The sequence below is a fragment of the Shewanella electrodiphila genome (assembly GCF_023283985.1).
In the GTDB taxonomy this organism is placed as follows: Bacteria; Pseudomonadota; Gammaproteobacteria; order Enterobacterales; family Shewanellaceae; genus Shewanella; species Shewanella electrodiphila.
In genome coordinates this window covers 291,651-306,512 of the sequence record NZ_JAKIKU010000007.1, presented here as the reverse complement: position 1 = coordinate 306,512, position 14,862 = coordinate 291,651, and the positions used below count along the sequence as shown (strand labels likewise).

The 14,862-nt window shown below is 38.1% G+C and carries 13 protein-coding genes; 7 read left to right on the top strand and 6 right to left on the bottom strand.

From position 1 onward, the window contains the following. Nucleotides 1–215: 215 nt before the first annotated feature. The 3 genes from L2737_RS14630 (at nucleotide 216) to L2737_RS14620 (ending at nucleotide 4,692) form a co-directional block, all read left to right on the top strand. On the top strand, nucleotides 216–2,486 hold the full coding sequence (locus L2737_RS14630) for an aminotransferase class V-fold PLP-dependent enzyme (protein ID WP_248956191.1): 2,271 nt from the start codon (nucleotides 216–218) through the stop codon (nucleotides 2,484–2,486). A gap of 1,307 nt (nucleotides 2,487–3,793) precedes the next feature. Beyond that, the gene (locus L2737_RS14625; RefSeq protein WP_248956190.1) at nucleotides 3,794–4,309 is read left to right on the top strand and encodes a hypothetical protein; all 516 of its coding nucleotides are present in this window, start codon (nucleotides 3,794–3,796) and stop codon (nucleotides 4,307–4,309) included. 110 nt (nucleotides 4,310–4,419) lie between these two features. Next, on the top strand, nucleotides 4,420–4,692 hold the full coding sequence (locus L2737_RS14620; protein WP_248956189.1) for a hypothetical protein: 273 nt from the start codon (nucleotides 4,420–4,422) through the stop codon (nucleotides 4,690–4,692). A 583-nt stretch (nucleotides 4,693–5,275) separates the two neighbouring features. Here L2737_RS14620 and L2737_RS14615 read toward each other — a convergent pair. The 5 genes from L2737_RS14615 to L2737_RS14595 form a co-directional block, all read right to left on the bottom strand. Then, entirely contained in the window at nucleotides 5,276–5,641 is a 366-nt protein-coding gene (locus tag L2737_RS14615; RefSeq protein WP_248956188.1) for a cytochrome c3 family protein, read from the bottom strand. An 84-nt stretch (nucleotides 5,642–5,725) separates the two neighbouring features. After that, nucleotides 5,726–6,427 carry a Crp/Fnr family transcriptional regulator gene (locus tag L2737_RS14610; protein ID WP_248956187.1) on the bottom strand — a complete coding sequence of 234 codons (702 nt, stop codon included), beginning with the start codon at nucleotides 6,425–6,427 and terminating at the stop codon, nucleotides 5,726–5,728. Between the two features lie 61 nt (nucleotides 6,428–6,488). After that, the gene (locus tag L2737_RS14605; protein ID WP_248956186.1) at nucleotides 6,489–7,196 is read right to left on the bottom strand and encodes a Crp/Fnr family transcriptional regulator; all 708 of its coding nucleotides are present in this window, start codon (nucleotides 7,194–7,196) and stop codon (nucleotides 6,489–6,491) included. Nucleotides 7,197–7,257: 61 nt separating this feature from the next. Then, nucleotides 7,258–8,802, bottom strand: coding sequence for an FAD-dependent oxidoreductase (locus L2737_RS14600; protein WP_248956185.1), 1,545 nt, complete (start codon nucleotides 8,800–8,802; stop codon nucleotides 7,258–7,260). Nucleotides 8,803–9,067: 265 nt separating this feature from the next. Continuing rightward, on the bottom strand, nucleotides 9,068–9,808 hold the full coding sequence (locus L2737_RS14595) for an outer membrane protein OmpK (RefSeq protein ID WP_248956184.1): 741 nt from the start codon (nucleotides 9,806–9,808) through the stop codon (nucleotides 9,068–9,070). A gap of 328 nt (nucleotides 9,809–10,136) precedes the next feature. Between L2737_RS14595 and L2737_RS14590 the strand changes: the two genes are divergently transcribed. Beyond that, nucleotides 10,137–11,444, top strand: coding sequence for an MATE family efflux transporter (locus tag L2737_RS14590; RefSeq protein ID WP_248956183.1), 1,308 nt, complete (start codon nucleotides 10,137–10,139; stop codon nucleotides 11,442–11,444). A 322-nt stretch (nucleotides 11,445–11,766) separates the two neighbouring features. Beyond that, entirely contained in the window at nucleotides 11,767–12,687 is a 921-nt protein-coding gene (locus tag L2737_RS14585) for a manganese-dependent inorganic pyrophosphatase (RefSeq protein WP_102528488.1), read from the top strand. Between the two features lie 145 nt (nucleotides 12,688–12,832). Here L2737_RS14585 and L2737_RS14580 read toward each other — a convergent pair whose 3' ends face one another. Next, a complete protein-coding gene (locus L2737_RS14580) occupies nucleotides 12,833–13,156 on the bottom strand; it encodes a hypothetical protein (RefSeq protein ID WP_102528487.1) in 324 nt (107 codons plus the stop codon). Between the two features lie 197 nt (nucleotides 13,157–13,353). On the opposite strand from L2737_RS14580, the gene L2737_RS14575 reads away from it, so the two are divergent. Together L2737_RS14575 and L2737_RS14570 are read left to right on the top strand one after the other, a co-directional pair. Further along, the gene (locus tag L2737_RS14575) at nucleotides 13,354–13,689 is read left to right on the top strand and encodes a DUF4156 domain-containing protein (RefSeq protein WP_248956182.1); all 336 of its coding nucleotides are present in this window, start codon (nucleotides 13,354–13,356) and stop codon (nucleotides 13,687–13,689) included. A 156-nt stretch (nucleotides 13,690–13,845) separates the two neighbouring features. Beyond that, entirely contained in the window at nucleotides 13,846–14,658 is an 813-nt protein-coding gene (locus tag L2737_RS14570) for a hypothetical protein (protein WP_248956181.1), read from the top strand. The last annotated feature ends 204 nt before the right edge of the window (nucleotides 14,659–14,862 follow it).

Below are 14,862 nucleotides of genomic sequence, written 5' to 3'. Positions count from 1 at the left end.
ACCTCCCCTTTTCATGCCCTTTTCATGCCCGTTTCAAAGCTATTCGCACGTCCATTACCCTAAGCCCTCTAACAGCCCTCAGCTGAGCTCAATCTAAAGTTAAACCTGATTAAAATGTGATCTTGATCAATATTTACAACCTGCTAATATAACCCCAAGAAATTAGTTATAACTAAAAGCTATATAAACTAATCAATGGAATTGAGTCGCACCCTATGAAAAATACATCACCACTGAGCCAAATATATTTAGACGCCAATGCCACAACACCTGTATTGCCTCAAGCGGCAGCAGCGGCTGTAAACAGTATGAAAGTGTTATTTGGCAACCCAAGCAGTAGCCATATTACAGGGCTTAAAGCTAAAGATTTAATGGAGCAAACTCGCGCTAACGCCAGAAAAGTCATCGGCGCAGACACAGGTAATGTGATATTCACAAGCGGGGCGACTGAAGGGATCCAAACGGCGATTATCTCAGCCCTTGTTGAAGCGAAAAAATCCCTTGATTCAGATAAACAATATAGTTTGTTATATGGCGCCACAGAGCATAAAGCAGTGCCCGAATCATTAAAGCACTGGAATCAAATCTTAGGCATCAATGCTGACATTAAAGCGATTCCTGTTGATGGGATGGGAAATTTAGACAAGCAATTTATTGAACAAGAAGCCCCAAGCGCATTAATGATTTGTACTATGGCGGTAAATAATGAAACTGGCGTTTATCAGGACTTGCTCGCACTTGAACAAGTCATTCGTCATGCTAACAAACATATTTTTTGGATGGTTGATTGTGTGCAGGCGCTAGGGAAAACCCCATTAAACCTAGCGGAAACTACCATTGATTATGCCCCTTTTAGTGGCCATAAATTGTATGCACCGAAAGGCATTGGCTTTGTGTATATACGTCAGTCAGCACCATTTACCCCTATCATTGCTGGTGGCGGCCAAGAAAGCGGTTTGCGTTCAGGCACTGAAAACCTACCTGGTATGGCAGCTATTAACGTCATTTTTGAAATGTTACTCAATGAGCAAGATAGTGTATTTGCTAGCCTCGATACCCTAAGAGGTTATCAAACACAATTAGTGAACACGTTAAATACCGCTTTTCCTGAAGTGGTATATAACCATAGCGTTGAAAACAGCGTGCCAACTACAATTAACTTTGCAATTTCAGGGTTTAGCAGTAAAGAAATCATGGATTTATTTGATGCGGCTAACATTCGTGTTAGTTCAGGCTCTGCTTGCTCATCAAAAGTCACTCGCAGTTTTGTACTCGATGCCATGGGATTACCTGCCTGGCAAAGTGAATCAGCAATTCGATTGTCATTTGGTCCTGCAATTACACAGACAGAAGTTGATCAAGCCTGTCAACGCATCACCTCTGCAGCCAAAGCATTAACCCATAGCTGTATGATTTTAGACAATGGTGAAATTGATGAAAAGCAGCCGCTCAACGGTTTAGTGCAGCTAAGATTTGGCTCCAATTGCACTTGGGTATACGCCGACCAACAAAGCAAACAAGCCTTTATTATTGATCCACTGCCAGAGCTAAACGATCGCTTAGATACCTTATTGCAATGCCAGCAGTTGGAACTGGTGGCTGTAATCGACACCCACGGCCACGCCGACCATCAATCAGGCCGAACTTTCTTAGCCGATAAGCACCTACCTACTCAGCAAACTGATGCATTAGGTTGGCCACAAGCTTGTTTGCAGCATTCGCAACTTCAATACATTGAAATTGGTCATCAATGGCTAGTTAAAGTCGCTACACCTGGCCACACCGATGACAGTATGACGCTATTACTATGCAGTCCATTCAAGGATAAAAACGACATCAAACAACAGTGTCAGTTCGCCTTTTGCGGCGACACCGTTTTAATGGGCAGCTTAGGTCGAACAAACTTTGATTCAAGTAGTGCAACTGACATGTTCTCAAGCCTTAAGTTGATACATAGCTTGATTGGTAGTGATACGCTTATATGTGCTAGCCATGATTATAATAATGAGTTTACAACTCATCTCAGCGCAGAATGTCAACGTAACCCACTTTTAAGAAATACCCTTAATGGACAGCTCGACGTATACGAGTTTGAAAAGTTAAAAGCCGATTTGGACAGCCATCTTTGCGATCAAACTGGCAGCGAAATTATGTGCGGAGCATTAACTGACAGCCAGTTAGCGGGGCAAGCTATTGTTGAATATAACCATCAGAGTTTGAACTATGCCTTAGCCAATGATGAAGTCACATTAATTGATATCAGAGAACCTCACGAGTACGCACTGCAACACACTGAAGATTCCAGTGAAAACGTTCCGCTCACTCGCTTAGTGCAGTTTATTCAACAACAGCAACAGCAAAAGCATCGTAAGTGGGTATTAGTCTGTCGCAGTGGCAGTCGCTCATTTGTAGCAGCTCAAGCTATGCATCGTTTAGGATTTGATAATGTTGCTCACCTTAAAGGCGGATACGCATTAAGTAGTTAGTCGGTGTAAGGGTTAGCACTGATGGCATTCATCAAACCAATGAATGCCATTAAACCAGTCACTGGCGTAACCTCATTCAATATGGTGTATTTTCGTAAAGCCCTACCAAGCTTGTGTCCCAAAGCTTGTTTGCAGCTATAGTCAGGTATTGATTTCTAGATTTGAATCAAATCTTAATCAAAGTCTAAATCAAGGTCGTGGCACCTGATTTAGAGCGTAAATTTCCAAACTCCGTTTGGATTAAGGTCGTGGTTTTTCCACCCACACCCGACCAAGAGGGTATCAACAGCAATACCCTCTATACTCCCTGTAAAAGAATTAGGCCCTGCCGCCCCTAACGAAAAATGCTGAAAAGCGCATATTTTCAACGGGGATTGATCCAGCTTTAGGCTTCATCTTTAGCCGCCTTCGGTCATTATCGAAAAGCCCTAACGCTTCCGATAGGCCATCCGTGGCCTAACGAAAGCTAGCTTGGCATCCATGCCAAGCTCACGGCCTTTTCTCGATGACCTCAATTCAAACTGTGTATTCTTACTAAGATCAAAACACCTATACAACTCGAGTTTTTTAGCTAGTTAGTTGCCACAAATACAGTCAAATCGAAGAGACAATAACCCCAGTGTAGATGCAGCAGCGAGCTTCCAAAACAAGGCGAAGTTTCACTGTGTGGAATGCTCTGAGCGAGAGGCATGGATGCCGAACTGGCCGTTTAACATGGATGTTATTTGTTTTGGCAGAGCTGTCAGGGACCTTTTGATTTAAATAAAGAATGCAGCGTCTCGCAGTTGTATCTGCACAAAAGGTCGCTCTTTCACATCTGCCCCATAGGGATATGGGAAATGTCATTATGATGTAGGGAACATCATTGACCATGTGATCGCGACATTCAGTTCATCATGAACATCCCTGCGGCAGGCAATAGATTAGATTGAAGTGACGACTCTCATTAACAGAGCCAATACTGATGAAGTTCAAATCTGATGCTGGTAACTCGTTCATGCCCCAAAACGTGTTTCAAATGATAGGTAGTAAAGATAAGTAACAGCCAGTAGACCTACTTTTTCTAATCGATAAGTGACTGCTGCTGATTACTTCTGATAAAGCATCAATTTCAATGCTCACTTTGCAAATATTTGTGCTCGTTTATCCAATGCCACTCTGATAGAGTGCTTATAAATCAATAGCTTTACTTTAGTAAGGCTTAAATAATAGGTTTATTAAATGTGCATGCGCGTTTTGCCAAATAAACGCGCATGCGCACTATACAAATGTTAGGCAGAAGTTATTGAATACTAGGAATTAACCTTATGAAAGGTAAGAGTCAATTTGTTGGTGCTTCAGGGCAATTTTTTGTAGCTTATCAACTTACCAAAAGATTTATCCATGCAAGTATCACATTAGGGAATGCTCCTGCGGTTGATATCATTGCTGCGAAATCTGATGGGTCTAAAAGTATCTCTATACAAGTTAAGACATCTCAAAATGCTTACCGTAAAACACGTTACGGACGTGAAGGTTGTGAATGGGATGTTGGCGCGGGTGTTATAGGGAAATCGAGTCCTAACTTATGGTATGCGTTAGTGGATCTAAAACTAGAATCTGATAAAGAACCTGATGTATTCATTGTTCCATCAAAATGGGTCTCTGAATTTGTTAAACCTGACTTTAGTCGAAAAATATATTTTCTTCCTTCTACAGCATGGGAACTTACAAAAGATAGATGGGATTTAATATCTTCTTTTCTAAATGAGGATGAGGAAAAATTGAAGATATATTCAACATGGCCTGAAGATAAACTTGTTCGCTGGGGAAAAACTGCCTAACAAGTCAATTTAAACGGAAAAAAACAGTTGGCTGTTTCGCTCCGCTACACAAATATAGCCAACAAAATTTTTGTCCGCTTAATATGGGCGTTATAACTCAGGAGAGTTCGATGGAGTTTTATTTCTATCCCAATGATGAAACCGAATTTAAGTCCAACGCTGTCGGTAATTATGTACATACAGTAATTTTTAATACTAATGAGCACAAAGTCGTAAATAGTTATGCTCGAAAAGTTAATAAACATTGGGAACAAACTTGTAAAAATAATATTGAAACGGATCATCGAATTAAAGAATTAAGCGGTGATCATTTTCAAATTTATAGCTGGATCTCTAAATCGAAAACGGACTTTGCATTGCCTTTCTTTAAAGCGATGAATTGAGTTATAACAAGGCAAAGCAAGCAGACGCATAACGGTTGTTTGTGGCGTTACCGAACATCGATTGCCATACTTTTTCTAATCATAGTTAGGTTGATTAAACTCAATACTCTAAGTGGCTTCTGTCCAAGAATGGGTTAGGGGACTTAGCTCACTATGCACAAAAATGTGTTTTAAATGGATATATTTTAAAGTTTAGCTGTTTGTATTTACCTTCAAAAACCTAATGTAACCTTAAAATGAGTGGCCAAATTATCTATACCACTACAATATGGCTAGTTTTGGCGTTGCGGTTTGTAAGAAGTATTGATGTCTACTTTGTTAGGTAGATTCATTACTTTGAGATTTGGGAGTTATAGAAGAAAAACGTGAATGGAATTCCGGAGTGAGTGCTTAAATCACTAAAATACATAACCATCAAGCCCTCAATTGACTCTAGACTAATTCATTTATGTCCCTAAGTAGAAGAATGTATTGAATCAGAACCAGCTCAGTTATTAGAGATATGGTTCTAGTTAGTAAAAAAACGCCCAAAAACTGTAAGGTCCATTGGGCGTGAAAAAGGGAACTATAATGAAGGGGAAAATTAAGGAACTTGTAACTCGAAGGCATGATGACAAGCTTCGTTACAGTAGAGCTTAGATTTTGTGTGTGTGGAGTGGCAAACTGTGCAACGGATGTCACCTACATGAGAATCATGAATGTTCAAGGTGACCTCTCTGCCATCTTTATCCTTGAAAGCAATCGCTTTCTTTTCCTTCTGATTTTCATGGCATGAGCGACATGCTTTTTGAGAAGCTTTACGTGTTGGCTTTTCAGTTTTATGGCAATCAGCACACGTAATTTCAAACGCTTGGTGCTTTCCTAATACCGGATGGCTTTTTGCAAAAACAGAATTGGAATAAACCGAAATAGTTCCGATAGCTATAATTAGTAACAATAATTGTTTCATATCTTATTTCCTTAATGAAGTTATGAAACAAATTATATAAAAGTCAAATAAATCCAATAGAGACATATGTCTGTATTGATATAATTAATAAACTTCTGTGATGGCGTTCAAAGCATTATTGTTTATTGAGAATCCATATTTATAAACTTGGATATATCCTTTTAACTTCCATTCAGGAATAATTCTCTCAATTGTTTTCTGAGTTGTGTACATTACAGCACTTAGTTCTGAATAAGAAAGTTTCAAGGGAATGTTTGACCACTCACCTTTGATATCACAGTTAAAACTCATCGCCAATGAATTAAAAAGAAATGCTAGTCTTTTTTCTGTGTTACACGTAAACATACAAGTAAATCCATCATAATCTGAAGCTATACAGGCCATGAAATATTGGTTGAACATTTCCATTTTATCTTGTTCATTTTTTATTAATTTATGAGCTAACTCTATAGGGATTTTATATACAATGGATTTTCTCAACGCTATAATATTTTCTTTATTATTACAGATTCCCATAAAACTCAAATAGTTCAAAATTCGGTTAGGAAGAACTAAACTTATCGATTTAGGCTTGTTGATGTCGTGAGTATTGTAACATTGAGACAGCATTCCTGATTCTAAAAATATAAGTTGGTCTACGTTACACGAAGAAGCATTGACTAAAGGCCCTGAAATAACTTCTCCTTTGTTGAAGGATACCATTTTACCAAAACTCTTCAGAAATGAGATTAGTTCCAAAGGAGCCTCTGGAATAACCCATGGTGTCGATTCATAGTACCTGCCCATAGAAATTTCCTAAATATTTATTTATGACGTTAGGAGTAATCATCTAACGATTATAGAAAAGTTAAAGAAACTTATTGAATATTATCAGTTTTTTATTAATGATGGTACTATTTTTATCCAGTTGGTAAAGGTTTGATCTTTTCCATTTCGGGATTAATGTATTTATTGTTTTCCGTGTAGCAAATATAACCTTTCTAATCTCTTCATTGGTCAACTTTAAAGGTATTTTATATGTGTCGTTATTTTCGTCCTTGGGATATGCATTCATTAGTGAGTGAAATAGCAGGCGCACTCTTTGATCTACATTCTTAGTTCCAATAATATGTGCACCTTCCGACTCTGACTTTAGGCAGGAAATGCAGTACTGATATACACAGTCTTTTAAATCTTTAGTTTGTAAGAAAGCAGCCTTAAGATTGTCGACGGATAAAAACATAACTTCCGAATCTACAGAAGCAATTAGAAACTCACTATTATCAGTCAAGTTGAGAAAGTTATTATGCCCTGCAACTCTATTAGGTAAGACAACGCCTGTAAATAGCTCCTTATTTGTTGCATTGATCTCTCTATAGTTTAATAAGACACCCTTGTTTAGTAATATAAAAAATTTCTTATTATTTTCTATTGAACCTGAGTTGAAGTTTATTTTATCCCCCTTTCTTATAGTTTTTAATGTACAGTGTTCATAAAAAACCGTTCTAAATACTCTTGGGATTTCAGGAAATACCCAAGGGTTAACATCTATTTTCATCTTAGGTTGAATAAACATGAATATTCCTTCTTTAAATACAGCCAGTGCCTTCCACTGGCTGTATTTAATTTGAGATTAACTATAGTTTTTTAATTTTTTTGTTGAGGAGTTCTGCCACATCCTCAACTGCAAACCTTCCTGTCGCTAACGAAGATGCACTTGCAAACCCAGGATTAATATACGGATAGTTAGTGCCATACATTCCACCAGCAGTGGCTCCTGCTGCGTACAGCCCTTTGATTATTTCACCTTTTATACTAACGACTTGAGATTTGTGATTGATTTTTAAACCACCTCCCATATCGCAGATTGTGCTATCACCTTTTAAAGCAAAGAAAGGAGGGGTCATAATTGGTTTCAAATGTTGATTTGATTTTCCAAAGTCATGATCAACACCTTCTTTTGCTAGTTTATTGTAGCGGTCAACTGTGGTTTGCAAATTTTTCTGGTTGACTCCCATAATATTTGCTAATTCTGAAATGCTATTAGCTTTGAAAGCATAGCCTCGCTTCTGGCCATCCTTGATTGCATCATCGAAATGAGGCATTAACTGTCCCTTATTATACATAGTGAAGTAGTTAGTATCTGAACCGCCCCCTGTCATTAAGTCTTCTCTTTTGACATTATCTATAATAACAAAAGCTTGATTACCTTGGTTTAGCGTTGCGTTATTTACGATGGTAAAATCACCAGAGAGTGCTTCGTTAAGATAGCGGTCCCCATTGAAGTTTACCCATAAAGAATGCGTCTTCAACATCATGTAAGCATCCATCATGACAGGTGAACTATACATCTCTTTATATAAGGTGTTAGTTGGGACTAAGCTTTCACCAATGACCAGATTTTCATTATCTAAATCTGCACCAACAGCTATTCCCATAGTGACGCCATCACCTGTATTCCCCGGAAGTGCGATAGATTTTAGAGGTTGTCCTTTGATTGATAATTCGGGTGCAAATTTGGTCAATAGTTTCGTGCTATTTGCGATGGAACCAGTTGCCATCAAAACAGCTTTAGCATTAATCTGTATTTCTCCCTCGTCCTCACTTTCAGCAAGAATACCTGTAACTACTCCTTTATTATTTATTATCAATTTATTACCTGGCGTCTCTGTAAAAATTTGCCCACCATTTTTAGTAATAATATCAGTAAGCACACCTATGGCTTGTGCACCAGGTGCATGACCTTCATATGTGTGATAAACCCTATGGCCGTCGACTGTATCGGTAATGAGAGGCCCCATCTTGATGCCTCGATCTATCATCCAATGGATGTTGTTTGCTGAATCATCTATGATGCGCTTAACAAGTGCAGGGTTAGCTCTCCAGCCTGCATAATCCATGGTTTCTTCGAATGACTCCTGTTTCGTTAACCCAACCATGTTTGCTGCGGTTGTTTTGGATTCGACAGCATAGGTGCCTTCGATTACGACTAACTGCCCTCCAGTAGTAGCCAGTTTTTCAATTACAATCGTGTCAATACCATTTTCTTCTGCGTAAGCGGCAGCAGTAAGGCCTGCCACACCTGAACCAACAATAACAAGTTCGGTATTATATTCAGTTACAGCTAGAGCGTTACCTGATGCAAGGATTGCAACTGCAACTGTCAATGACTTTAATTTCATTTTTAATCCTTATTTTTCTGTATGAGAAAGATTCAATTGATACAAGTTGTAACGATAAAGTGAGCGGAGGAAGCGAGCTACAGACATATGTCCGAGACTTTGATCAAATGTTGTTATAGGTTGTTGTTTTGCACTGGGTTATGTTGATTATTGGTTAGAGTTGTTTTGTGACTTATGTCTATTAATAGTTTTTTTGTAAAAAACCTTGAAATACTAAATCACTAATATATTTCAAGGTTTAATATTTATTTTATGATTTTTAACATTAAAAATTATATTTTAAAGAGTAAAAGACCCCATCAGAATAACCTTTTAATCCCATATTATTCTGGCTGTATCGGTAAGATAATGACATGGCCGCTGAGGGGATTATTTGCCAATCCAGCACCAGCCATCCATTATAGCCAAATGCTTCATCTTCACCGGTAATATTTAAGTACAGGTCATCGCGACCGAAATAATGCTCTTGATTCCACATTAGGTTAAAATTCTGCTCCCATAGAGTGAATCCCTTGGATGCAGTTAGAGTTAAGTAACCACCATTGTAACCATTCTCCCAGTTCGTTACTCCTAGTCCACGGTAGTCTGCAACTACGAAATTTGCAGCCACAGCTGCTTGGACATAAAGGCCATTGTTCAGCACTTTGTCCCAGCTTATACCCGGGAGAATCAAAGTTTCAGACCAGTCAGGTTCATTTTTTACATATACCTGACTGTATAGATTGAAGCCCGTCTCACCTAGGTTAGCTTGGCCTATAAGGACAACTTCAACTCCCAACTCAGCACTTTTGTCTATGTCCTCCAATTGCACGTTACCGTAGATATCGCCAAATTCAGTGGCGTTATAACCATGTAACTTCAGGAAGGGATTTGTACTACGCTGGTCGCCAAAAGCCTCCTCAGCTTTATCAGACCAGTCCATTACCCCAGCTTCAAGAGTGAAGTCAGTCGCATAAGTAATAGATGTTTGCAGCAATAGTGCCAGAAGGCATAAATTCTTTTTCATGTTCATCTCCAAGTTTTTATTGTATTCGATAGAGATGTTAAAAGGATGGTTGCACTTGTATCAATATCATTAACAATTGTTTTTATTATTTGAGATTCACACCCTAAACCCAAGGGGTATTGAGTAACAATTACTTATTGCTATGGTCACCTAGGTTACTTAAGTTGGCGCCGTTGTTTTATCACGCTACACATCATAAATATGAAATTATTCGTCTGTGAGGTTACATAGGTTACTTTATTTTATTATGGTGATGAGTTTAAGGTGTTATTTTTATTCCGCCTCAATGTTAACTTGATAAATGTTTTTACTTTGTGTTCATTCCGCTATGTTTTTAGTTTCATTTAAAAATGCTGTTATTCTTTTTATTGTTCTTTTATCGAATATAACTGGATCATATTTTATTGGTGTGTGCGATGGGGAGTTATTAATTGCTTTAGGATTGACTGTACCTATAACCGTATTAACGATAAGCATAGGTACAGGTATTGGGACTGGCGCTGCTATCTATGTTGGGTATTTACAGGGTAAAAAGCAGTGTGAGTTGATATATCATTTTGTGCAATCTGTTTATCTTGGACTAGGAATTGTTCTGATACCAGTAAGTTGGCTAGTTAGTTCTTTGATGGGGGATCTAGTAGGCATATTTATTTATGATTACTCATTATCAGAATCTGTTAGTGAGTACTTGACCATTTGGGTGCTTGGCGTTCCTTTACTGTTTATCTCGATGGTTTCAAGCCAAATTCTGCGAGCTCTTGGTGATCTTAAATCCTATGGCATAGTGCTGCTTATTGCTGCCGGGCTCACGCTTGTTTTAGAGCCATTATTCATCTTTGGGTTCGGTATTGTTCCCGCTTTAGGGATTAGAGGGATAGGAGCTGCCTTTTTATGTTCTTCGCTAGGGTCTTCTATCGTTGCACTGGGATTACTAACAAAGCGGTTTACGGATATTACTGTTAAAACCATTGATTTTTCAGACTGCATTCAGCATCTAAAAAAATTGTTTATGGTTTCTAAGAACTTGATCCTTTTGTCTGCACAAGCTCCGCTTATTAAGCTGTTCTTGGTAGCCGTTGTGGCTCGAAATGAGCCAATTGCTGCCGCCGTACTAGGTTTATGTTTTCGCTTTGAGGCGGTATTTCTAATTCCTGTTAATGCTATAAGTGGTTGCTTATTTACTCTGTTTCCGCGCTTACTTGGCGAAGGTTGGATTAACAAGGCGAATGCTCTACTTTTAAAAGCTTGGGTTACAGCTTTTATGCTCCAAACTTTTATTGCTTTAGCAATATTTTTAGCCATGGATTTGTTGGTAGAAATGTTGGGGATGACACTTGAGTTTGAATTCTATTTTAGACAGTATTTTTATGTTGTTTCATGGAGTTATGGTTTTCTGTCTATCTCTATTTTGCTATCTCATGCTTTGAATATGTATGGGATGCAAACTTCATCTTTAGCGACGAGTCTTGTCAGAAATTTTTTATGTCTATTACCTCTATTTTTGGTTGTACAATCTATCTGCGGTTTTGAACTTGCTGTGTATGTGTTGTTTAGTGTAAATGTTCTCTTCGCTTTTATATATCTTGCTATCTTCTATAGCTGTAGTGGATTACTTAAACTGGCCACTTGCTTGTAGGTGATACTTGTACTTTTTCATAGCTGAGGTTATCCGAAATATAGAAACTTTCAGAACTTCGTAACGCATTTCTGTCCAAATATTTGTTAGTGTTTGTGAAGCCAACATCGGTAATAAAGTAACATGCCTTATGAGCGGGTTTATCAATGGTAATCCATTTCTCTGCTGATGCTTGTTGCACGATTAAACGCTAGCTTTTCCCTCGCAATCAGCAGTCATTGCTGCGCTGTCCGCGCTTAATAAACCACTTCAGGCTTTTTAGTTATTGGTCGCTTGGTGATTTCTTGTTAAAATCGCAGCAAATTTATAGGAGCGTTTAACAATGGCAATGTATGTAGTGGGTCATAAGATCCCAGATTCAGATTCAATCTGCGGTGCAATCGCACTAGCTTACTTAAAAAATCAAATTGAAGAGCCTGCAATTGCAGCACGTTTAGGTGAGCTTTCACCTGAAACAGCCTATATCTTAGATAGATTTGGTTTTGAAGCACCAGAATTCAAAGAAAGCTACGCAGGCGAAGAAGTTTACATCGTTGACCATTCAGAACTTACCCAAGCACCAGATGATATCGCTGAAGCGACTATCGTGGGTATCGTTGATCATCACAAATTAGGTGACTTAACGACCTCTACCCCGCTTGAGTGTTGGATCCGTCCAGTAGGCTGTTCAAATACAGTGATTAAAATGATGTACGATTTCTACCAAGTAGAAATCCCAGCTAATATCGCTGGCATCATGATGTGCGCTATTTTAAGTGACACGGTTATCTTCAAATCGCCTACCTGTACCACTGCAGATATCCGTTGTGTTGAAGCATTAGCTGAAATCGCTGGTATTGAAGACTTTAAAGAAGTCGGCATGGAAATGTTCAAAGTAAAATCAGCAGTTGAAGGCACACCAGCCCGTGACCTTGTATTGCGTGATTTTAAAGACTTCAACATGAACGGTAACCTTGTAGGTATCGGTCAGCTAGAAGTTATCGACTTAGCGGTATTTGATGATATCAAAGCAGATTTAGAAGCTGATATTGCAGCACTAAAGGCTGAAGGCAATCGCCACAGTGTTTTATTATTACTAACTGACATCATGAAAGAAGGTTCAGAAATGTTAGTGGTTTCTGACGATGAATTCCTTACAGAAAAAGCATACGGTAAAGCCAGTGTTGATGGCCGCGTATGGTTAGACGGTGTATTAAGCCGTAAGAAGCAAGTTGTACCATCTCTACAAGATGTGTTTGCATAAATTGCAGAAACTGCGAGTCTTCAATGTACCTCGCTAAAACGAAAAAAGCTGAATCATTTGATTCAGCTTTTTTGTATCAAAAACAAAATGCAGCGTTAGCACTTAAGAATCGAGAGTTAAAAACGTAAAGTATCAATACTCATGATTAATGTGTTTCGGTCAGAAGTTCAATCCAAGCCTCTGAATCTGCAACCATAAACTTGTAACTTTTATGATTGTTTAACTCAATTTTAATCGCATCAGCGGTTACGGGTAATATCCCGCCTCCCGTTCCCCAGCACTTTTCGACCTTCTCAATATCAGTGAGTGCAATCTCATACGGACCCATTTCAAATATCTTATTTGAAGCTTCAAAATACAAACGGCTTTTAGTTAACGATAGCTGGCCATCTCCACTAAATGCCCCATTCTGCGCAGTAGCAAATGTAGACCTTACAACTGTTTCATCACCAAAATCTATTGTACTCATTGGTCATTCCTCACCTTGTCGCTCACTGATATCACCGTCAATATTGCTCGCTGTTCTCTAACAATAAATAGATGTACTATCAGTTAGCATCACCGATATTACTGCTATCATTAGCCATAACTTTCATTTTACTGAATTAATTATAGTCGGCTAAAGCTGAACAGCCATTGAATAAAATAAATATGAATAAGGCGATTATGAATACCCTTAAAGTACTTTTGATAAGTTTGAGCATACTTAGTCTGACTGGCTGTATCACAACCCCAGAAATGAATAGTGAACATGTCGCAGTCTTGTGGTCAGAACAAGGTGATATGGATATCTGTGAATTAAAAGGCACTCTTATTGGTTCACAGGGGCATTGGTATGATTATCTATTTATTACCAATAAAGATTTAACTCAAGGTGCTATTAATCAATTAAGAAATGATGCACTTACACTAGGCGCTAATACGGTATTTCTTTATAAACCAAAAGTCTTTACCACTTCAGTCACCTTGTTAGCTAATGCTTATGTGTGCCCTTTAGATTAAAGCTTGAAATGGAGTCATTTCTACATGATAAAACGAATACTTAGATACTTAGAGCTATAGACTTTTACAACCAAATCTTTATAGACTAAAACAAATAATCTAATCAAGATTACAAATACTTAAACGGACTTAAGAATTTACTTTAAAAGGAATTTTATGAAACGCTTTTTATCTATTAGTTGTTCATTTGTATTGGGCATTATTTCAACTCTACTTTTTCAAAACCTGACAAATCCCCCACTAGAAATTAACTCAAAAAATCAAGAGTTAAGCTCAAGCCAAAATCAATACAAACAATTCGAGAGGTCAACTCAACAATTAACTCAAAAACAAATTAATCTAGAAAACAACGCAAAAGATTCAAGAAAAAAAATGGAGTCATCTTCTACAACCGTTCTTGAATCAAAAGCTTCAGATATTGAAGATACAACGACTAAAAGCCATGAACTAAGAAATAATGAAAGCCACTCTAACATCAAGGCTACAGAATTTGCACAGCAACCAGAGCAACCAGAGCAACCAGAGCAACCAGAGCAACCAGAGCAACCAGAGCAACTTGAAACCTACCTTACCAATGATGAGCTACAAGCCGTATTACCAGAAACATTCGCTAATTGGATTTCTGAATCAAAAAATCCCAAATTAGTGTCTACTTATCAGGATTTCTATAGCGAAACAATAGACTATGATTGGGCAATAGATATACAAACGCGAATTAGTGATTTCTTCAAGTTGCATCCTAATGTTGATAACCTCAAAGAGTTTAAAGTAACTTGTAAATCCAATACTTGTGAAATATGGGCGTTTACTCAAGATGCATCTGGGCTCATGCCAATTTTTAGAGACTTAGTCAGTGAGTCTTGGTTTCGAAGCAGCTTTAAACTTCCCGTAGAATATAGTGGACAGCAAGTAACAGCAGAGTTTGGAGAGAGTTCTTACATGTTATTGACAAGAAAAATCGTTAATTAACCATATGGTATTAAAAGGTAATTAACAATTTCTAAAGAGATACTAATTTCTAGCAGAGTGATATTACTTAATCATTTTATACCAACCTAGAACCTTCAGCATCTCGGTGAATTTTGTAGCCAAGGCTTTATATGCTCAAAGTCGATATGCCCAAAGTCGATATGATAGAGGTTAAGCTAACTTTGCTGCAGGGCTATATCAACG